General features: G+C 64.2%; 18 protein-coding genes. 11 read left to right on the plus strand and 7 right to left on the minus strand.

Features of this window, described 5'->3' with window-relative positions; genetic code table 11:
* Window positions 1–6 precede the first annotated feature (6 nt).
* Entirely contained in the window at window positions 7–672 is a 666-nt protein-coding gene (locus tag FYB76_RS24370; RefSeq protein ID WP_229297082.1) for a DUF1109 domain-containing protein, read from the minus strand.
* 237 nt (window positions 673–909) lie between these two features.
* Here FYB76_RS24370 and FYB76_RS24375 point away from each other — a divergent pair, with 237 nt between their 5' ends.
* The 7 genes from FYB76_RS24375 (at window position 910) to FYB76_RS24405 (ending at window position 6,882) form a co-directional block, all read left to right on the plus strand.
* On the plus strand, window positions 910–1,185 hold the full coding sequence (locus FYB76_RS24375; RefSeq protein WP_034336271.1) for a DUF2282 domain-containing protein: 276 nt from the start codon (window positions 910–912) through the stop codon (window positions 1,183–1,185).
* A 20-nt stretch (window positions 1,186–1,205) separates the two neighbouring features.
* A complete protein-coding gene (locus FYB76_RS24380; protein WP_154135332.1) occupies window positions 1,206–2,057 on the plus strand; it encodes a DUF692 domain-containing protein in 852 nt (283 codons plus the stop codon).
* On the plus strand, window positions 2,054–2,809 hold the full coding sequence (locus tag FYB76_RS24385; RefSeq protein ID WP_154135333.1) for a DNA-binding domain-containing protein: 756 nt from the start codon (window positions 2,054–2,056) through the stop codon (window positions 2,807–2,809). Before FYB76_RS24380 ends, FYB76_RS24385 begins: the two co-directional genes overlap by 4 nt.
* A gap of 20 nt (window positions 2,810–2,829) precedes the next feature.
* On the plus strand, window positions 2,830–3,300 hold the full coding sequence (locus FYB76_RS24390) for a DoxX family protein (protein WP_154135334.1): 471 nt from the start codon (window positions 2,830–2,832) through the stop codon (window positions 3,298–3,300).
* Window positions 3,301–3,319: 19 nt separating this feature from the next.
* Entirely contained in the window at window positions 3,320–4,948 is a 1,629-nt protein-coding gene (locus tag FYB76_RS24395) for a methyl-accepting chemotaxis protein (RefSeq protein ID WP_154135335.1), read from the plus strand.
* A gap of 41 nt (window positions 4,949–4,989) precedes the next feature.
* Complete coding sequence (locus FYB76_RS24400; protein WP_154135336.1) at window positions 4,990–6,303, plus strand: tetratricopeptide repeat protein; 1,314 nt, start codon at window positions 4,990–4,992, stop codon at window positions 6,301–6,303.
* Window positions 6,304–6,693: 390 nt separating this feature from the next.
* Entirely contained in the window at window positions 6,694–6,882 is a 189-nt protein-coding gene (locus FYB76_RS24405; RefSeq protein WP_034333213.1) for a hypothetical protein, read from the plus strand.
* Between the two features lie 104 nt (window positions 6,883–6,986).
* On the opposite strand, the gene FYB76_RS24410 is transcribed toward FYB76_RS24405, so the two are convergent.
* The 5 genes from FYB76_RS24410 to uraH all read right to left on the minus strand — a co-directional run bounded on the left by FYB76_RS24410 (window position 6,987) and on the right by uraH (window position 12,660).
* The gene (locus FYB76_RS24410) at window positions 6,987–9,317 is read right to left on the minus strand and encodes a TonB-dependent receptor (RefSeq protein ID WP_229297083.1); all 2,331 of its coding nucleotides are present in this window, start codon (window positions 9,315–9,317) and stop codon (window positions 6,987–6,989) included.
* A 375-nt stretch (window positions 9,318–9,692) separates the two neighbouring features.
* Window positions 9,693–10,058 (minus strand): DUF3325 domain-containing protein, encoded by a 366-nt coding sequence (locus FYB76_RS24415; RefSeq protein ID WP_088757458.1) that lies wholly within the window; start codon window positions 10,056–10,058, stop codon window positions 9,693–9,695.
* Entirely contained in the window at window positions 10,055–11,710 is a 1,656-nt protein-coding gene (locus tag FYB76_RS24420; RefSeq protein ID WP_154135337.1) for a PepSY domain-containing protein, read from the minus strand. Before FYB76_RS24420 ends, FYB76_RS24415 begins: the two co-directional genes overlap by 4 nt.
* Complete coding sequence (locus tag FYB76_RS24425) at window positions 11,707–12,003, minus strand: DUF3649 domain-containing protein (protein WP_229297084.1); 297 nt, start codon at window positions 12,001–12,003, stop codon at window positions 11,707–11,709. Before FYB76_RS24425 ends, FYB76_RS24420 begins: the two co-directional genes overlap by 4 nt.
* 303 nt (window positions 12,004–12,306) lie before the next feature.
* Window positions 12,307–12,660: a hydroxyisourate hydrolase gene (uraH, locus tag FYB76_RS24430; protein WP_088757460.1), complete on the minus strand. Its 354-nt coding sequence runs from the start codon at window positions 12,658–12,660 to the stop codon at window positions 12,307–12,309.
* Window positions 12,661–12,910: 250 nt separating this feature from the next.
* Here uraH and FYB76_RS24435 point away from each other — a divergent pair, with 250 nt between their 5' ends.
* The 4 genes from FYB76_RS24435 (at window position 12,911) to FYB76_RS24450 (ending at window position 19,873) form a co-directional block, all read left to right on the plus strand.
* Window positions 12,911–13,729, plus strand: a complete 819-nt coding sequence (locus FYB76_RS24435; RefSeq protein ID WP_088757461.1) for an outer envelope protein — start codon at window positions 12,911–12,913, stop codon at window positions 13,727–13,729.
* A gap of 322 nt (window positions 13,730–14,051) precedes the next feature.
* Window positions 14,052–16,331 (plus strand): catecholate siderophore receptor Fiu, encoded by a 2,280-nt coding sequence (locus FYB76_RS24440; RefSeq protein WP_154135339.1) that lies wholly within the window; start codon window positions 14,052–14,054, stop codon window positions 16,329–16,331.
* Between the two features lie 449 nt (window positions 16,332–16,780).
* Entirely contained in the window at window positions 16,781–19,039 is a 2,259-nt protein-coding gene (locus tag FYB76_RS24445; RefSeq protein WP_154135340.1) for a catecholate siderophore receptor Fiu, read from the plus strand.
* Between the two features lie 153 nt (window positions 19,040–19,192).
* Window positions 19,193–19,873, plus strand: a complete 681-nt coding sequence (locus FYB76_RS24450) for a Fe2+-dependent dioxygenase (protein WP_088757464.1) — start codon at window positions 19,193–19,195, stop codon at window positions 19,871–19,873.
* 121 nt (window positions 19,874–19,994) lie between these two features.
* On the opposite strand, the gene FYB76_RS24455 is transcribed toward FYB76_RS24450, so the two are convergent.
* Window positions 19,995–20,732 (minus strand): aromatic amino acid ammonia-lyase (locus FYB76_RS24455; protein ID WP_195724714.1); only part of this gene is annotated, 738 nt, incomplete at its 5' end.

The following is a 20,732-nucleotide window of genomic DNA, read 5'->3' on the forward strand; positions in this document are numbered from 1 at the left end:
GCCCGATTACCAACGAAGCAGCCATGGGCCGCACAAGGCGCCGGCCCCCGTCGGCAGCGCCACCCCCAGTACATACCAGACGCCCCAGAACGGCGGCGCCATCTCTACGCAATAAAGCGAATAGACTAGCACGCCCTGTGCACCCGCCACCAATCCGGCCACCGCGCCCGCCGCATGCAATTGCGTGGGCGCCATCCCGCGCAGGAACCACAGCATGCTCGCCAGCGTCGGCAGCGATAGCAAGGCGACGTTGGCCGAACACACTTCCCAGCTGCTGCCCAGCAGCAGGTCCAGCCGCTGCGAGGGTGGTGCCAGCGCCAGCCAGCTACCGCCTGCCAGCCACAGCAGGGCCGGTGGCAACAACAGTCCAGCTGCCGGGGCCAGCCCCATGCGCATGCCCGGCAGGGCCAGGCGCGAGGCCACCAGTTGACCGGCCAACAGGGCCGCCAGCGGGAACGAAACCTTCATCCAGAACAGCGGCTGCTGCAACAGTTCGCGCAGGTCGCTGCGCACTCCATAGAGAATGGCCAGCAGCAGGGCCGCCCCCATCAGCCCCAGCGCCAGCGCTACCGCCATGCGCGCGGCCACGTTGCGCACCAGGCTGCGCTGGAGGGGGCCGGTGGGCTCGCCCGTGCCGGCTGCCAGCATGTTGACCAGTTCCATCGTTTTCATTCACATCCCCTGTAAGCCCCTGCGGGCGGACTGCGCAATGGCGCGCTCTATTTTGTATTCGTTCACAACTGCGCTCCGGTTACAGCTGGCGCGAAAAATATTTCTGCAAAAAAGTTTCCGCGCCCTGTAACCGGCCAGCCCCTCCCTGCGAATTAACAAGCAGATCGGACGCTACGCAGCATTCGCAACGGCACCGGTCAGTGTCACTTCCACTTCATCCATTACTAGGAGCACACCATGAACCACTTCGTCGCCACCGCCGCCCTGACCCTCGCCACCCTCGCCTCCGGCGTCGCCATGGCCCAAGACAAGCAACCGATGAACAAGACTGCCGTCGAGAAGTGCTATGGCGTCTCCATGGCCGGCCAGAACGACTGCAAGGCCGGTGAAGGCACCACCTGCGCCGGTACCGCCAAGATGGATTACCAGGGCAACGCCTGGAAGAACGTCCCGGCCGGCACCTGCACCTCCATCAAGACCCCGCGCGGCATGGGTTCGCTCAAGCCGGTCTGATCCTGGCGGAGCCATCGGCCATGACAACGCACACCCTCACCGCCGGCCTGGGCCTGAAGCCCCAGCATTTCGATGCAGCGCTGGCCTGCACGGCACCGGGACTGTGGTTCGAAGTCCATCCGGAAAACTACCTGATGGAAGGCGGCCCGCGCCTGGCCTGGCTGCAGGCCATCCGCGCGCAGCATCCGGTGTCCTTGCACGGGGTGTCGTTGTCATTGGCCGGGCCTGACGCGCCCGATCCGCTGCACCTGCGCCAGCTGGCGCAACTGGCCGAGCGCATCGAACCGGTGCTCGTTTCCGAACACCTGGCCTGGTCGCGCGCAGGTGGGCACTACCTGCCCGACCTGCTGCCCGTGCCACGCACCAGCCAGACGCTGGCGCGCGTGGCCGCCAACATCAGCCGGACCCAGGATGTCCTCAAGCGCCGCATCGCGCTGGAAAATCCCTCGCACTACCTGCGCATGGACCAGCACGAATGGAGCGAGCCTGAATTCCTGCAGGAGCTGGTCCGCCGCACCGGTTGCGGCTTGCTGGTGGACGTCAACAATGTCCACGTCAGCGCCACCAACCTCGGCCTCGATGCCCGCCAGTACCTGGACCAGCTGCCGGTAGCGGACATCCTCGAAATCCACCTGGCCGGCCACAGCGCCGACGCCAGCCTCCCTGGCCTGCTGGTCGATTCGCATGACGCGCCCATTGCCGCTGCCGTCTGGGATCTGTATCAACACCTGCTGGCACGCACCGGCGAGCGGCCCACGCTCATCGAGCGCGATGGCAACGTGCCGGCTTTCGAGGTGCTGCTGGCCGAGCGCAACATCGCCAACGCCTTGCTGCATCCGGCCATCGACACACGTGAGGAGCAGCCCGCATGAACGCTCCCGAACACCGCTATTACGACGCCTTCCTGCAAGCCCTCTTCGAGGGGCAAAGCGACCACCCCACTGTGGGTGCGCTGCTGGCCCAGCCTGCCTTCGCGGTCTATCGCAATACCGTCTTCAAGGGCTGCGTCGATGCGCTGCTGGCCAACTATCCTGCGGTGCACCGGCTGGTCGGCAGCGCCTGGATGGAATCGGCCGCGCTGGCCTTCGCGCAGCAGCACCTGCCCCGCGAGGCCAGCCTGATCGCCTATGGCGAAGGCTTTGCCGGCTTCCTCGGCACGCTGGAGGCAGCGGCCGAACTTCCTTATTTACCCGGCGTGGCCGCCCTGGACCGCTGCTGGACCGAATCCCACCTGGCCGCCGACGATCCGCTGCTGGATGTCTCGGCCCTGCATGCGGCATTGGCCGCCGGGCAGGACGTGACCCTGGTGCCGCACGCGGCCAGCCGCTGGCATCACGATCCGCTGCACCCGGTCTACACCATCTGGAACGCCAACCGGCGCGACGACGGCCCCTGCGAACTCGATCCGGATTGGCAAGGCGAAGGCGGTCTGCTGACCCGTCCGCAAGGCGACGTGCAGTGGCAGTCAATGGGCCTGGGCGGCGTGCGCTTCCTGGAGGCCTGCCGCGATGGCTGCAGCATCGCCAGCGCGGCCGAGCAGGCGCTGGCGCGTGAGCCCGGCCTGGATATCGCCCAACTGCTGGGCCAGCTGGTGTTGGCAGGAACGTTCACATCCTTTCACTGAACAACGCATCGGAGAACATCATGGAACAACCTCTCACCCTGGATGACCAAGCCCGGCCACGCTGCACGCTCTGCGCACGCGCCACTGACCTGGCCAGCCGCGTCATCAGCGATTCCCTGCTGGCCCTGGTGGCACGGGTGGCGATTGCGTCGATCTTCTTTCTCTCCGGACGCACCAAGGTCAGCGGTTTCCTCGAGATCAAGGACAGCACCTATATCCTGTTCCAGGAGGAATACCACCTGCCCCTGGTGCCGCCCGACCTGGCCGCGCACATGGCCACTTATGCCGAGCACTTCTTCCCGCTGCTGCTGATCCTTGGCCTGTTCACGCGCGGCGCCGCGCTGGCGCTCCTGGGCATGACGGCGGTCATCGAAATCTTCGTCTATCCCGATGCCTGGCCCACCCATCTCTCCTGGGCCGCACTGTTGCTGCTGCTGGTCGCACGCGGCGGCGGTGCCTGGTCGCTGGACCGCCGCTTCGGCCTGCGCTGACCGCTGAAAGGACACCATCATGTTGACCAGAATGAAGCTGCGCACCGGCCTGGTGCTGGTATTGGGACTGTTGACCCTGGCCCTGTGGCTGGCCGTCGGCATGGCCTGGCAGGGCGCACGGTCGGCCAGCCGCGCAACGGTTGCGCTGATCGAACTCTCGGACCGCCACATCCAGCCCCTGCACGACACCGAGCGGCTGTTCCTCTCCACCCTGATCAACATGGACAACGCCTACATCAACCTGGTCAAGGGCGACGAAATCAAGTCCAACGACTACAGCCGCCGCGCCTCGGCCGCGCTGCAGGAAGCACGCAAGGCCTTCGATGGCTATCGCCAGGGACTCTCGCCGCAAGCGCTGGCCGAACCCGAGGCGCTGCGCGTCTCGGCGGCCTACGACAGCTACGTCAAGGTCTTGAACCTGCGCGAGGTGGCGCTCTATGACGTCTCGCTGGAAGACTACGCGGCCGCCACCGTCAGCGCGGAAGCCGCCGACCGTGAATTCGCCGCCACCCTGCGCGCCGTGATCGAGCATGCCCAACAGGTCAAGGAAGAACTGCGCCAGGCCTCTGAACGGCGCTCGGAGCAGGCGTCGCTGCTGGCGGGCGCCATGCTGGCGGCATCGCTCCTGCTCATCGGCATCTGCTGGCTGCTGTTCGACCGCCTGCTGTTGCAGCCGCTCAAACGCGCTGCCGCACACTTCGACCGCATCGCCGATGGCGACCTGAGCCGGCCCGTGCAAGGCATCTCCGGCAATGAAATCGGCGTGTTGCTGGCTGCCTTGCAACGCATGCAGGCAGGCGTAGCCCGCACCGTCGGCGACATCCGCGAAGCCACCCGCGACCTGCACCACGGTGCAGCCGAGATCGCCCAGGGCAACGGGGAACTGGCACAACGTACGCAAGCCCAGGCCAGCACCCTGGAAACCACCGCCGCCACCTTGGAGCGGCTCTCCGGGGCGGTCCGCAACAATGCCCGCAATGCCGAGCGCACCAATGCCCTGGCGGCCGACGCCGCCCGTGATGCCCAGCGTGGCGGCCAGGTCATGAGCGGCATTGCCGGCGCCATGGCGCAGGTCACGGCGGGCGCCGGACGCATCTCCGACATCGTCAGCGTGATCGATGGCATCGCCTTCCAGACCAACATCCTGGCCTTGAATGCTTCCGTGGAAGCGGCCCGTGCGGGCAGCCAGGGGCGCGGCTTTGCGGTAGTGGCGTCGGAAGTGCGCTCGCTGGCGCTGCGCAGCGCCGAGGCCGCGCGCGAGGTCAAGGACCTCATCGCCACCTCCATCGGCTCGGTCGACCAGGCGGCGCAACAGGTCAAGGAGGCCGACCAGGCCATCGTGCAGATCGTGCAGTCCTTCGGCAACGTCATGACCACCGTCAACGAGATCGCCACCGCCACCCGCGAGCAGGCCGAGGGCATCTCCCAGGTCAGCCTCAGCTTGGCCGACATGGATCGTGCCACCCAGCAGAACGCCGCCCTGGTGGAACAGACCTCGGCGGGCGCCGACGCCCTGGCCGAGCAGGCTGCCGCGCTCACGGCCTCGGTGGCGGTCTTCACGCTGGCTACAGAGCCGTCCAAGGAAACAGCTGAACGGGCCAATGCCGTTGCCCTGCCGCTGCCATCGCTTCCCGCGTTGAGCCAATGAATTCACGTCGCGCTGGCGATCAAGTCACGAGGAGCACAAGCATGCCGTCTGCCGGGGTCCTGGAAGAATTGATCGAAGAAAGCTTCACTTCGGCCTTCAACCATCATGCAGCGGGCCGCCTGGATGCGGCCGAGGAAGACTATCGCCTCATCCTCGCCATGGAAGAACACCATGCACCGGCGCAGCACTACCTTGGTGTCCTGCTGCACCAGTGCGGCCGCCACGAGGAAGGCCTGGCGCTGATGCACGAGGCCGCGCGCAGCACGGCGGCCAATGCTGACTGGTGCAATGACCTGGGCAATGTCCTGTTCGCGCTGGAGCGCTTCGACGAAGCCTCGCTGGCCTACGGACAAGCCTTGGCCCTGCGCCCGGACGATGCCCAGCTGTGGACCAACCTGGGGGCTACGCGCCGCGCCCAGCAGCAGCTCCAGCCCGCCATCGACGCCTGCGAGCAGGCCTTGCTGCGGGACCCGCAGTGCCTGCCGGCCCTGCATCATCTGGCGGAGATCTACACCCGGCTGGGAGACCGCATGCAGAGTTCACGCTACCAGTGCCTGGCCTTCGTGCTGCCGCCGCACGAGGGCAAGTCGCGCGAGCTGCTGGCGGTCTCGTTCTATTTCCTGGGACGGCTGGACGAAGCGGCCGAGGTATGCCGCGCATGGCTGCAGGAAGAACCGCACCACCCCATCGCCCGCCACATGCACGCCGCCTATGCGGGACTGCCCAGTGATACCGTCCCGCGTGACTACATCGAGCGCCGCTTCGACGACTATGCCGATCACTTCGACAGCAACCTGGTCGCGCACCTCGACTATCGCGGACCGCAGGTGCTGGGCGAGATTCTGCCGTGCGTCCTGCAGGGCGTGCCGGCCACGACCGTGCTGGATGCCGGCTGCGGCACGGGCCTGTGTGCCCCCGTGCTGGCGCCCCATGCGCTGGCGCTGGAGGGGGTAGACCTTTCTGCGAACATGCTGCGTCATGCCGCCCGGCACCGGCAGTACAGCACGCTGAGGCAAGCGGACGTGGTGGAATGGATGGCGGCTCATCCGGCGCGTTATGGTCTCATCGCTGCGTGCGATGTCCTGATCTACTGCGGGCAGCTGGCCTCTTTCTTCACTGCGGCCCACCTGGCCCTGCAGGACGGCGGCCACCTGGTCTTCACCGTGGAACTGGCCGGGGAAGAATGCGACACCCCCTACCACCTGCATCCCAGCGGACGCTTCCGCCACCAGCGCCGTTATGTGGAACAGGGCCTGCACGCCGCCGGACTGGAAGCACTGCTGGTGCGTGAGGAAAGCCTGCGCGTGGAACTGCAACAGCCCGTGCCGGGCCTGGTGGTGGTAGCGCGGCGTTGAAGCCGTTCACGGTCACGAAATCTCCCGGGCTGGCCGCCCGGTCTTTTCAGGTTTGTTCCTGCGGGCAATGCCCCCGGCGCCACCGCACTGCCGGGGGCTGCCGCCATGGCATGGATTCTGCATCGCATGGCGACAAGGGTGCCGCCCCATCCATGCCGGAACGGCAACGCAGCCGTGGATGCATGTCCTCGGTGCAACATCGCCGCAAAAACATTCACTTTTTGTCGCACTTTTATACCAAGGTACAGTCGTACCGGCATTCGGCATGGCTTAGAATATCCGAAGCTCACGACGTAATCGATTGGTACGTACCGGCTTGCTGCGCGATGACGCCCCCTCTTCGTCGCCATGGACAAGTCATCAAGGTGCGACATCTGAAAAGGAAACGTAATGACGCAGTCACCCAAAAATATCTCGGCCCTGATGTGTGAGCTCAGCGTGGCGCTGGCGGAATTGTCGGAGAAGATGAGCAATCTCTCGGTCACGCTGGAAAATTCCTACCTGGAATCGAACGCTCCGGAACCGGCCGCCCTCATGGAAGCCGCCCGCGAAACCATCGAAAAGGCGCGCGGCAGCTGAAGCACGCCGCATAACTGCCCTGCTTCAACTCACCTCATCCGGCAGCCGGAATCATTCCGGCCTGCCCGGCCACATGGCAACAGCCACAGCAACGACCTCCCTCATCAAAAGTCATATTTCAGCTCGGCAAAGACGGTCCGCTGCGGGAAGGGATGGAACAGGAAATAATCCCGGTTGGTCAGGTTGTCCACGCCCAGCGCAGCGCTCCAGTGACGGTCGACGCGATAGCGCACGCGGGCATCGAAGACGGTGTAGCCGTCAAAGCCCTGGTAGGTGTGGGTGTTGATGTCGGTATTGTCCACGGTCGCATAGACCCGTCCGCTGTAACGCCCGGCCACCGTATAGGTCCAGCGGTCATCGGGCTTGTAGCTGGCCACCAGCGTAGCACGCCATTCGGGCACATAGGGCGTGCGCTTGCCCACTGAAGCGGCGCCGGCCGTAGTGGCCACATAGCCCTTGTTCTCCAGGATGCGCGCATCCACCCAGGTCACGCTGCCATTGAGCGAGAAGCCGCGCACCAGCAAATCGTTGCGCTCGAAGGCGGCTTCGATGCCGCGCTGGCGCGTGCGGTCCACGTTCTGCGTGTAGGAAGCCACACCGCTGCCGATGGTCGAGGATTGCGAGATCAGGGCATCGGACACCCGTTCTTCGAACAGCGAAATGCGCCACTTGCCCTGCCCTTCCTGCAACTGCTTTTCGATGGCCAGTTCGGTGGACCAGACTTTCTCGGGCTTCAGGTTCGGATTGGCCTGCAGATAGACGCCATTGAGCAGCACGTTCTGGTACAGCTCGCCCACGGTCGGGAAGCGCAGCGCGCGGCCGGTGGAGAGGGTCGTCGTCCAGTCATCGGCAAGGGCCCAGGCCAACGAGGCCTTGGGTGAAAGTCCGTTGTGGCTGACCTGCGGCTGGTTGACGGCAAAGACGGTATTGCCCGAGGTCGAGACGTTGCGGCCATCGAAGGCGCGCCACCACTCGTAACGCGCGCCCAGCGTGGATTTGAGCGAAGGCGCGAGGCGCCACACATCCTGCGCCCACAGCGCCGAGGTCTCGGTCTTGCCGCGCGAGTCCGAGGCCAGCGTGCCGTTGCCGCCGCTGATCCAGTTGCTGGTATTCCAGGTCGGCGTGGCCAGGGTGTAGCGGTCCACATGCGCGCCGAAGCTGATGACCTGGGCACTGCCTGGCGGGCGCCAGATGCCCTTGGCGTCGACGGTGCTCCAGCCGGTGCCGCTGGCGTCGGCGATGGTGCCGGCACCGCAGCTTTGTCCGGCCGGGAAGGCGGCGGTGGAGGTGCGCGTCAGGTCACGGGAGGCGGACAAGGTCGAGGCGGCCAGCTGCCAGTCCCACTCGCCGCCGGTCTTGCTGCGCAGCTCCAGCGACTGCATCCACTGCTGCTGGTCCACGTCGTTGCTTGAAAATCCGCTGCCGTAGGCGGTGGCGCCACTGGCGTTCTTCAGGAAACTCTGCGGATCGGCATTGGCCTGGTTCTGCCAGAAGCCCAGCGTATAAGTCGCCGTGAGCGCGGGCGTGAAGTCATACGAAACCTTCAGCCGCGCCGTGTCCTGCACCGTATGCGTGAGATTGCCCGCCCCCAGCACATACAGGTTCTTGCCCGTACGATCCTGCGCCAGCACCGCGCCGGTGGTGCCGGCCGGCTGGCTGGCCGCGGTGATGTAGGTGACCGGCTGCGAGTAGCTGTCGAGGTGATTGACCGAGAAACGCCAGGCCAAGGCGCCGCTGCGATTACCCAGCCCGACGTTGTATTCCTGCGCGCGATAGGTACCGGAGGCACCGTACTGGCTGAAATCCTGCTGCGCATACTGTGCCTTGATGCTGGCCTCGAACTGCTGCGGCATGCGCGTGGTGATCTCGGTGACGGCCCCGTAGGAGTTGCCCGGATATTCCGCCGCAAACGGTCCATACATCACATCGATGCGCTCGATCTCCTCCGGCGCCACCATGAACCAGCGTGGCGAGCCATTGCCGTTGTTGTTGTTCACCAGCGCCGAGAGCAGGATGCCATCGGCATAAACCAGGCTGCGGGCGCTGGCGTTCACGCCGGTGGTACGGGTGGCCAGGGGCGACTGCGTGTCGCCGATGTAGCGCTTGCGCACCGAGAGGCTGGGCAGGTACTTGAGTGCATCCGAACTGTCGGTGACGTTGATGCTGTTGGCTGCGGCGTCAGCGGTGACGCTCGCCGTGGTCTGCGGTAGTTGCTTGCGTTCGGCGACCGAGCCACTGCCGCGCACTTCGATGGTGGGCAGGCTCGCGGCCTCGCTGCTGCCGCCACTGGCGGCGGCCTGCTGGGCCAGGGTGCTGCTGCTCCAGGCGCACAGCACGGCCAGCAGCAAGGGATGCAGACGCAGCGCACGGGAGGCGGCAGGGGCCGGCGCAGACAAAGATGAAGATGAAGAGGAGCAAACAGGCAGCGTGTTCATGGCGAGGATGTCTTGGCTTTTCTTGGTGTTGTGAGGGAAGCGCGCGCAGCCGCATCCGCGACCGCCGTGACGTTCGCACTCCCTGTTTTTTTCATCGGCGCAATCTATCACGCAGCCTGTGCGCTGCGATCCCACGGCCGTGCTGCCGTCCGGCAAGAGCAGCTTGTGGATCCGGAGAAAATCCTTTGGACACAAGCAGTTAGCAGCAACGAACGACAAAAAAAAAGGGCTGCGACATATTGCCGCAGCCCGCAAATACAACAGAGAGGAAGTGTGATTGGACCCGATTTCAGCGCTGCGCTTCTTAATCCAAATCAAACCGACGGCGCAGATCCGCTCGCTTTCTGCATGCCCGCACAACACATCGCCGGGCCATCAGAAAGGAGTGACTGCGCTCACCCACCACACCATCAGGGGCAGCGCGCCGAGCAGCAGCGCACGCCTTATCGCAGGCAGGCGCGCAGGCCAGTAGCTCACGGCCAGCACCAGCAACAGGGCAGCCAGCGTCAACACGCCCAGCCCGGCCACCAGGCCGACGCCCCAGCCCTGCATGTGGACGTTGAGGGCCAGGCTGGCCAGCAAGCCCAGCACGGCTGCGCCGCGCAAGCGCATGCGCAGCGGCGGCGCGGGTTCGACGCCGCGTCCGTGGATATCGGCGTAGTGGCGATCCATCGCCATGGCCAGCGCGCTCCATGCGCCGCCAGCCAGCACCAGCGCCAGCAGGAAGCCCGGGGCGCTCATGCGATTTCCTTCGCGACGGCAGGATGCGCTGCATGCCGTACCGGCACCGGCACCGATCGTGCCTGCGATGCACGCTGACGCCGTGCAAGCAGGTGTGCGGCCAGCGCCAATGCCGATCCCAGCGCCAGCAGCGTGAGATCGCATCCGGCTACCGCCCACGGCCCACGCCCCTGCAGCAGCGTCACGCCCAGGTGCGAATGCGTCGTGAACACATTGAGCACCGGCAAACCCAGGAACAGCGCTGCCCCAGCACCCAGCTGCAGGCGCCACATGCCCAGGCTGGGGCGGATCTGCGCCAGCACCGCCGCGATCGCCCAGGCGGCGAAAAACAGGTGGATCTCCATCTGCGCGCGCCCCGCCAGTTCCACCGGCAGCAGGCGATTGGCCCAGAAGTAGCTGGCGAAGGCGATCGGCAATCCGGCAATGGCACCGAGGTTGAGCGCCTCTACCAGCCGCAGGCCGAACCCGGCACGGGCACCAGCGGCGATGGCCTTGGCCTGCTTCTGGCGCGTCTTGACGGCCCACAGCAAGGCACCGGTGGCCACCATCAGGTAGCCGCACAGCCCGCACAGGAAGAACAGCACACGCAGCCAGGGATCGGCGAAATGTGCCAGGTGCAGTCCGACCAAAGCGCCACGCGTGAGCGCCGTGGCGCTGACTGCCTCACCGAGCGCCGCCACCTGACGTCCGCTGACGCCCTCGAAGAGCAGCGCCGGTTGCAGTGACGACAGTGTGGCCAGTTTCTGGCGCGTGACGACCACTGTCGCCTTGGCGTCCCCCGGGTTGTTGACCACCACCAGCGCCAGCGGTGCGCCTTGCCAATGCTGCCGCGCGCGTTCGGCCAGGGCCGGCAGCGCGGTCAGCGGCGCCGCCACGCCCGCCGCCTTGACGCGTCCGGCGCCGCCCGGGAACACTTCCTCGAAGAAGGCCTTCTCGCCGCCCTGGTCGCGATAAGCGCTTTGCACGCCCCACGGCATGATCATGAACATCAGCGTGATCAGCCCGGTGTAGGTGATCATCAGGTGGAAAGGCAGCGCCAGCACTGCCGTGGCATTGTGCGCATCAAGCCAGGAACGCTGGCCCTTGTTGCGGCGGAAAGTGAAAAAATCGGCGAAGATGCGCCGGTGCGTGATCACGCCGCTGACGATGGCCACCAGCATGAAGAGCGCGCACACGCTCACGATCCAGCGTGCCCACTGCACCGGCAGGTAATGCAGGTCGAAATGCAGGCGATAGAGGAACTCGCCGCCCCGCGTATCACGCACCCGTGCCAAGGGCTGGCCGGTGGCGGCATCGATACGCTCGCTCTTGAAACGGCTGCGCGGGGAACTCGCTGCCTCCTTGCCGGCAGCAGCAGGCGGGGCGATCCAGCCGACCCGCATGGCCACGCTGCGTTCGTCCGGCAAGGTGATGAACCAGCGCTCGGCCTGCGGCGCGCGTTGCTGCAGATAAGCGGCTGCACGTTCGATGGCTTGGGCCTGCGTTACCGGCGCGGCAGCGCTGGCGTGCAGCTCGGGCATCATCCACAGGCTGATCTCTTCCTTGAAGTAGCTGGCGCTGCCGCCGGCAAACACCAGCAGCAATACCCAGCACACCAGCAGCCCGCACCAGGTGTGCAACCAGGCCATGGACTGCCGCAAGCCTTCCTTCATGGCAGCACCCGTCCGAACCAGGCCAGCAACGCCAGCGCCAGGGCCGGCAAGGCCAGCCCGCACCAGGCGCGCCAGGCACTGCGGGCCGCAAAGACCCAGATCACGGCACACGTGAAGACCGCAAAGGACAACATGGTCGCCGTCATCACCGCATCGGCCCGTCCCATGGGCAGGAAACGCGCCGCCACCATCGTCGCCAGCGTGGTCAGCACGTAGCCGCCGCCCACGGCAGCCAGCGTGCGCGAGAGCACGGCCAACCGGTAGCGCAAGCCGGACGGGGCCGCAGAAGTCATTTTGTCAGGCACCATGAAAGTGAAAGCCGGAAGACGGAGCCGCGCTGCAGCCGGACCCGGCCGCAGGCAAGCCTCCAATTTATTTGAGAATGATTATCAATTATATGGAGTCTGCGACGGCTGGACAAGTCCGCTTGCTGCACAAAGCGCTCTACTCGCATCACCAGGAGAACGCCGTTCATGCCTGGCCGCACTCATCTGGCGACCATCGCGCGCATGACGGTGGCGGCAAAAAAAATCCGGCTTCTCGCAAGAAGCCGGATTTTTATTGATCAACGCAACAGATGAATCAGGCCCGCATCATCAACTGCCGCGATAAGTCGAATAGGCCCACGGCGACACCACCAGCGGCACATGATAGTTCTGAGAGGCATCGGCCACGCCGAAGGCAATCACCACTTCATCGACGAAGCGGGGTTCCGGCAAGCTCACGCCCTGCTGCGCAAAATAATCACCGGCGGCAAAGACCAGTTCGTACTTGCCAGGTTGCAGCGCCTCGCCTTCCAGCAGCGGCGCATCGCAGCGGCCATCACTGTTGGTGACGGCATGCTTGAGCAGCGTCTTGCCGCCCTCGGCGACGGCATAGAGTGCCAGCTTCACGCCCGCGCCGGGCTTGCCCTTGGTGATATCCAGCACGTGCGTGCTCAGTTTGCCCATGTTGCTGTCCTTTCGCTGTGTAATGGATGAGTGAGGATGAGTGATCGTGAGCGCCGATGATATACCGCCGTCCGCCGGCACCTATACGAGTGCGCTTATACCGGCCATCGCTGCAGCGGACATAATGCCTTACCGCGCCGCCCCTGCCAAACCGGAGCCCACATCCAGTGTGCAGGCCTCGGGCGCGGCATCAGTGCGATATTCACCAAATCATTTATATCAATAAACATCCATCACTGGAGGAGACACCATGCCCATTCCATCCCTGCGCCTGCACGGCACGCTTGCCGGCGTCCTGCTCATGGCGGGCGGCAGCGCCATGGCGGCCGACTGGGCCGACAATTCGATCGGCTACCGTTACGGCACCAAGTTTGCCGAGCCCTTCAATACGCAGGACATCACCAAGAACATCATCAACTTCCAGCATGCCAGCGGTTACAAGTACGGCACCAACTTCCTGAACGTGGACCTGCTGATGTCGGACCGCAAGGACGACAATGCCCAGGAAGCCTACATCACCTATCGCCACACCCTGGACCTCGGCAAGATCAGCGGCAAGGATCTGTCCTTCGGTCCGGCGCGCGGCGTGGGCCTGACCCTGGGCTTTGACTGGAATACCAAGAACGACAACAGCTACGCTTCCAAAAAGCGCATGTGGGTAGTCGGTCCGACCCTGATGATGGATGTGCCCGGCTTCCTGAACGTGAGCGTGCTGGCGCTGTTCGAGAGCAACCAGCCCAAGGGCATCAGCAGCCGCTATACCTACGACACGCACCCGATGCTGAACCTGGCCTGGGGTATCCCGCTGGGCGGCAGCGGATGGGCCTTTGAAGGCTACATGAACTACATCGCCGCCAAGGGCAAGAACGAATTCGGCGGCTCGACCGGTCCCGAGCTCAACTTCGACGGTCAGGTCATGTACGACGTGGGCACGGCCATGGGGCTGGGCAAGAACACCTTCCGCGTGGGCCTGGAATACCAGTACTGGCGCAACAAGTTTGGCAATCCGCACACCGTGCCGGGCTCGCTGGCCAAGACCCCGATGGTGCGCGCCGAATATCACTTCTGATCCGATCGAGCGAGGGGAAGCCGCGCCCTCTGGCGAACCAGGCGATGCTGATTGAAGAAAATCGAGCTTCCCCAGTAAATTTCTTAAACTCAAAAACTCCTGCAAAAAATCGAAATTTGCAGGAGTTCTTTTTTTCTCCCCGCTTCCTATACTCGCCTGGATCCGCCCCCGGTGCGCATGCGCGGCCGGCCGGATTTCCCTGACATCTACCCGCCAGCCCTTGCGCGAACGCGTTTCCGCTTTTTCATAAAGCTTCATATCGCCCCGCACATCGCTCTTCGCCAGCCAAGAGATTTCGCCACCCTTACTCTTGGAACCTGACATGAGCTTCATCACCAGTCGCAAGCACCCCACTTCACCCCCTTCCGTCCTCTCTCCTGCCGGCTGTCTGTCGGCGGCACTCGCCGGCGCCCTGCTGCTGCCGGCGGCTAGCGCGCAGGCCCAGTCGGGCGGCGCCAAACTGCCCTCAGTGCAGGTCGATGCCGTCAAGGAATCGCCCTACAAGGCCGAACAATCCGCCTCCCCCAAGTACAGCCAGCCACTGCTGGACACCCCGCAGACCCTGCAGATCCTCAAGCGCCCGCTGATGGAGCAGCAAGCTGCCACCACCCTCACCGAGGTGCTGCGCAATACGCCCGGCGTGGGAACCTTCTTCCTCGGCGAGAACGGCAGTACCAGCACCGGCGACACGGTCTACATGCGCGGCTTCGATATCTCCAGCGCGATCTTTGTGGACAACGTGCGTGATCTCGGCGCGATCTCGCGCGACGTCTTCAACCTGCAACAGGTGGAGGTCCTCAAAGGGGCCGCGGGCACCGACAACGGCCGCGGCGCGCCGACCGGCTCCGTCAACCTGGTCACCAAACAGCCCGAACTGGCCGACGCGGTCACCGCCAGCGGCACCTATGGCAGCTGGAACCAGAAGCGTGCCACCGTCGACTGGAACAAGGTGCTGAACCCGGAACAAGGCCTGGCGCTGCGCCTGAACCTGATGAAACAGCACAGCGGCGTACCCGGACGCCACCAGGTGCACAGCAGCCGCGACGGCTTCGCGCCCTCGCTGGCCTGGGGGCTCAATACCCCGACCCGGATCTTCTTCAACTACGTGCACATGCAGCAGGACAACGTCCCCGATGGCGGCGTGGTGACCATCGGCCTGCCCGGCTACAGCTCGCCGGACCCGAACCGGCCCTTCATTTCGCGGGCACCGAAGGTGAACCCGAGCAATTATTACGGCCACGTCGATGATTACGACCGGGTCAATGCCGACATGTACACCCTGCGGGTGCAACACGATGTCAGTCCCGACCTGAAGCTGGAAAACAGCACCCGCTACGCCCGTACCGACCAGGACTACCGCCTGGCCTCCTTCATCGCCACCGGTACCGACCGCGGCCGGTTCAAGGCAGGCCTGCGCACACCGTCGGCCACGGATCTGGCGACCTGGGAACTGGCGCGCAACATCGTCACCCGGCGCGACCAGGCCAATGAAATCCTCAGCAACCAGACCCACGCCACCGCGCAGTTCAATACCGGCGCGATCCGGCACACCCTGGTTGGCGGACTGGAACTGACGCGCGAGCGCCAGCATGCGTTGGCCTTCACGGTGGACGGTTTCCGTCCACCGGCCAACCTGTACCAGCCGGATCCGCGCTTCAACGAGTCGGAAGTCAACATCCGCACCACGGGCCGCAACAAAGGGCAGATCGATACCCTCTCGCTGTACGTACTGGACACGCTCAAGTTCGACGAGCGCTGGTCACTGAACCTGGGCTTGCGCGCGGACCATTACCGGACCTCCTTCAACGGGATCGCCTCCGGTACCGCCACGGCGTTGAACACCTCGGGCAATTTACCGAGCTGGAAACTGGCGGCCGTCTTCAAGCCCACCGGCTACAGCAGCGTCTACGCCCTGCTGGCGAGTTCCCAGCAGCCGCCGGGCGGCAACAATCTCTCCCTGAGCGCCAGCCGCAGGAATCCATCCAACCCCGACTACGCACCACAAAAGACCCGTACCGCGGAACTCGGCACCAAGTGGGACCTGCTGGATCGCCGCCTGGCCGTCACCGCCGCGCTCTTTCGCACCGATGTACACAATGAGATCGAGCCGGGAACGCTGGCCGATACCTGGTTCCAGGTCGGGGAGAAGCGCACCGCAGGGGTGGAGCTGGGCGTCACCGGCGAGCTCACACGGGACATTTCGCTCACCGCCGGCTACAGCCGCATGAACAGTCGCGTCAACAAGGGCCGCGTGGTCACCGCCAACGGCGAGAACTACCTGGCCTACGCGCCGCGCCAGTCCCTGACCTCGTGGGCCACCTGGCGCGCAGCACCGGGCCTGGCGCTCGGCGGCGGCCTGCGCTACACCGACGGCCTGCTGCGTGGCACCGACAGCAATGCGCTGGGCACGCCCACCAGGACCGATGCCTATTGGCTGGTCGACGCCATGGCCAGCTATGCCATCAACAAGACCGTTGAGCTGCAGTTCAACGTGACCAACCTGTTCAACAAGCAATACGCCGCCGCGATCAACAAGAGCGGCTACCGCTACACCCCCGGCGGCACGCGCGCCGTCTCTCTGACGGGCAACTTCTGCTTCTGATCCCGCAGCCGCGACCGGTGGCGGCGCCCTGCCGCCATCGTTGATGCGCCCTACCCTTCCCTCACCATCCCATCCCCAGCCCTCAGGCCATCGCCCAGCGCGATGCCCTGAGGCTTCGTGTCTTTTGTGCAACAAGTGAAAAATCAGGAGGATCGCTGCGGACTGCCCGAGCTGACGCGGCTTTGCGCACGATGCCATCAATGTGGCCCAAAACGAATGGCAAAAGGGAATAGAAAATTTTCCAGAATAAGAATCACTTTTATTTGGTGCAAGTCTATAATTGTAAAAATCCCGTAGTAATTCGATACAAAACGACAGCAACGGGATACACAAAATTACAACCTCGCCAGCCATCCGGCGGAGCCTGCCCGGTCTCACGAGACCGGGATTGCCCGTACGACTCATAGCCAGCCAAGAGAACCTTCAACACTTTCTCTCGGAACCTTGCCATGAGTTACATCAAGAGCCGCAAGCACGCGCAGCCTGCCTTCGCTTCGACCCGACTGTCCGCCGCCGTTGCCGGCGCCCTGCTGTTGCCGGCCGTGGGCGTGCATGCCCAGACCAGCAGCACCCTGCCCAAGGTCGAAGTGACCGCCACCCAGGAATCGGACTACAAGGCCGACAAGGCCTCCTCGGCCAAATACAGCCAACCGCTGGTGGACACCCCGCAGACCCTGACCGTGATCAAGAAGCAGCTGATCGACCAGCAAGGCGCCACCACGCTGACCGAAGCCCTGCGCAACAGCCCGGGCGTCGGGACTTTCTATCTCGGTGAGAACGGTTCGACCAACACCGGCGACGCCATCTACATGCGCGGCTTCGACAGCTCCAGCGCGATCTTCGTGGACAACGTGCGCGACCTCGGTTCGATCTCGCGCGACATGTTCAACATCCAGCAAGTGGAAGTCTTGAAGGGCCCGGCGGGCACCGACAACGGACGCGGCTCGCCGACCGGCTCGATCAACATGGTCACCAAGCAGGCCGAGATGACGAACTTCTTCAATTCCTCCGCCACCTACGGCAGCTGGAACCAGAAGCGCGGTACCGCCGACTGGAACAAGGTCCTGGATGAAGAGCGCGGCATCGCCATGCGCCTGAACGTGATGAAGCAGGACAGCGGCGTTCCCGGCCGTCACGAAGTCAAGAATGACCGCTGGGGCGTGGCACCCTCGCTGGCCTTTGGCCTGAACAGCCCGACCCGCGTTTTCCTGAACTACCTGCACATCGACCAGGACAACGTGCCCGACGGCGGCGTGCCCACCATCGGCCTGCCCGGCTATACCTCGCCGGATCCGGCACGCCCCTACATCTCGGGCGCACCGCGCGTGTCCTCGAAGAACTTCTACGGCAATGTGAACGATTACGACAAGGTCACGGCCGACATGTTCACCGCCCGCCTGGAGCATGACTTCTCGCAGGACGTGAAGCTGCAGAACACCACCCGCTACGCCAAGACCAGCCAGGATTATTTCCTGACCTCCTTCATGGCCTCGGCTGCCAGCAGCACCCGTGCCGCCGGCCTGGTAACGCCTTCGGCGACCAACCTGTCGAGCTGGACCCTGGCGCGCAACCTGCCTACCCGCAAGGACCAGTCCAACGAGATCCTCACCAACCAGACCAACGTGACGGCCAACCTGAAGAGCGGCAGCCTGCAGCACACCCTGGTGGGCGGCATCGAATTCACCCAGGAAAAGCAGCACGCCACGTCCTTCACCGCGACCGGCAACCTGCCGGCAGCCAACCTGTACAACCCGGATCCCAACTTCGGTTCCGGCACCTATTCCATCCGCGCCACCGGCTACAACGATGGCAAGACCGACACCGTCTCGGCCTACCTGTTCGACACCGTCAAGTTCAACGACCAGTGGTCGATCAATGCCGGTATCCGCGAAGACCACTATCGCACCACGTATTACTCCAACGCCGCCGGCACCATCACCAACCTGTCGACCTCGGGCAACCTGTTCAACTGGAAGCTGGCCGCGATCTTCAAGCCGACCGACTACAGCAGCATCTACGCCCTGTACGCGACCTCGCAGCAGCCCCCGGGCGGCAGCAACTTCGCCCTGTCGGCCTCGGCCAACAGCGCGGCCAACAGCAACTACGCCCCGCAAAAGACCAAGACCTCCGAGCTGGGGACCAAGTGGGATCTGCTGAACAAGAAGCTGGCCGTCACTGCCGCCCTGTTCCACACTGAAGTGACCAATGAAGTCGAGCAGGATCCGACCTCGCTGCAATACTTCCAGACCGGCAAGAAGACCGTGCAAGGCGTCGAGCTGGGCGTGACGGGCGATGTGACCAGCAACCTGTCGCTGGCTGCGGGCTACACCTGGATGGATACCAAGGTCAACAGCGGTGCCATCACCACGGCCTCCGGCGAGAACAATCTTGCCTATACGCCCAAGCAGGCCTTCACCTCCTGGGCCACCTATCGCCTGCCGCAGGGCTTTACCGTCGGCGGTGGTGCACGTTACGTCAGTTCGCTGCTGCGCGGCACCGACGGTGCGGTCGGTACGCCCAAGTACGCCAACAGCTACTGGGTCTTCGATGGCATGGTGGGTTACATCGTGAACAAGAACGTTGATCTCCAGCTCAACATCTACAACATTTTCGACAAGGACTACGTAGCGGCCATCAACAAGAGCGGCTATCGTTACACCCCGGGCACGCCGCGTTCGGTGGCGTTGACGGCCAACTTCAAGTTTTGAGTCCGCTCGCGATGATTTGATCTGGCTCAGTCACGTTACGGCCGGCATTGCCTAAAGTAACGGTGCCGACTGAGTCCAGTCATGGATCAGCCAGACTTGACGGCCCCTCCTTCACCGGAGGGGCCTTTTCATTAGCGACAGGAGAATTTCATCATGATGCTGCACATCCCGGAAGTCCTCAGCGCCGACCAGGTGCGCCACATTCGTGCCGAGCTGGACCGCGCCGGCTGGGTCGATGGCCGCGAGACCGTGGGCGACCAGGGAGCGCGCGTCAAGCGCAACCGGCAGTTGCCGGAACATTCGCCGCTGGGTTTCCAGCTGGGCGAGATCATCCTCGAGGCGCTGCGCAGGAATCCCCTCTTCTTTGCCGCGGCCCTGCCCAAGAAGACCATGCCGCCACTGTTCAACAGCTATGAGGGTGGCGAACATTACGGCCTGCACGTGGATGGTTCGGTGCGCAACCTGCCCAATGGCGCGGGCAGCCTGCGCACCGATGTGTCCTCCACGCTGTTCCTGTGTGATCCGGACGAATACGAGGGCGGCGAACTGGTGGTCGTCGATACCTATGGCACCCACGAAGTGAAGCTGCCGGCGGGCGACCTGATCGTCTATCCTTCCACCAGCCTGCACCGGGTGGAACCGGTCACGCGCGGGGCGCGGGTGTGCTCGTTCTTCTGGACCCAGAGCATGATCCGCGACGACTGGAAGCGCAGCATGCTCTTCGAGCTGGACCGCAACATCTACAGCCTGCGCCAGAAGCTGGGAGATAGCGAGGAAGTGGTCGGCTTGACCGGGCACTACCACAACCTGCTGCGGCAGTGGGCGGATGTCTGACGCCACCGAATCGTTTATTTGTTTTATACCGTTTATATTGATTTGAGCATTTCGATGCTCCAAAGGGAAAGGCCGTCCGGCATTGCACCGGACGGCCTTTCTCATGCGAGCCTGCGCGGGGTCAGACGAAACGTCCGATCGCACCCATTACCGCCTCCCGCACCGAACCGCTGACCACAAAGTCATGCGCAGCGCGCACGTCATCATGGAACCAGCGATCGCCATCCAGGCAGGCCGGGATCTGGCGGCGGATCTCCGCATAAGCCGCCTGCGTACCCTGTCCCAGCTGGAATTCCTTGAGCAAGTCTTCGGTCATGGTCAGCGCCTGTGCCGCCAGCAGCATTTCCACGCCGACGATGTATTGCGTGTTCTGCACCACGCTCATGGCCTTGCGGGCGCACCAGGTCGAGTTGGAAATGTGATCCTCGCTGTTGCCCTTGGAGGGGATGCTGTCGACGCTGCCCGGCATGCAGAGGGTACGGTTCTCCATCACCAGCGAACTCATGGAACACTGCACCACCGGATAGCCGGTGTTGACCCCGCGCACACCGCTCATCAGGTTGCGCGGCAGCCCCCACGACAAGGTCGGATCGATCAGGCGTGCGATGCGGCGTTCGCAGATGCTGCCCAGGTCAGTGATCGCCATGGCCAGCAAGTCCATCGCCTGCGCCAGGTACTGGCCGTGGAAGTTGCCACCGGAAATGATTTCGAAACCTTCGCCGTCCTCCTTGCTGAAGATCAGCGGATTGTCGGTGGCGGAGTTGGTTTCCTTCTCGATGATGGTGTCGATGTAGTCCAGCGCATCGAAGACCGGGCCATACACCTGCGGTGCGCAGCGCAGCGAGTACACATCCTGGAT

This window comes from Herbaspirillum sp. CAH-3 (genome assembly GCF_009668275.1).
Lineage (GTDB): Bacteria > Pseudomonadota > Gammaproteobacteria > Burkholderiales > Burkholderiaceae_D > Herbaspirillum > Herbaspirillum aquaticum.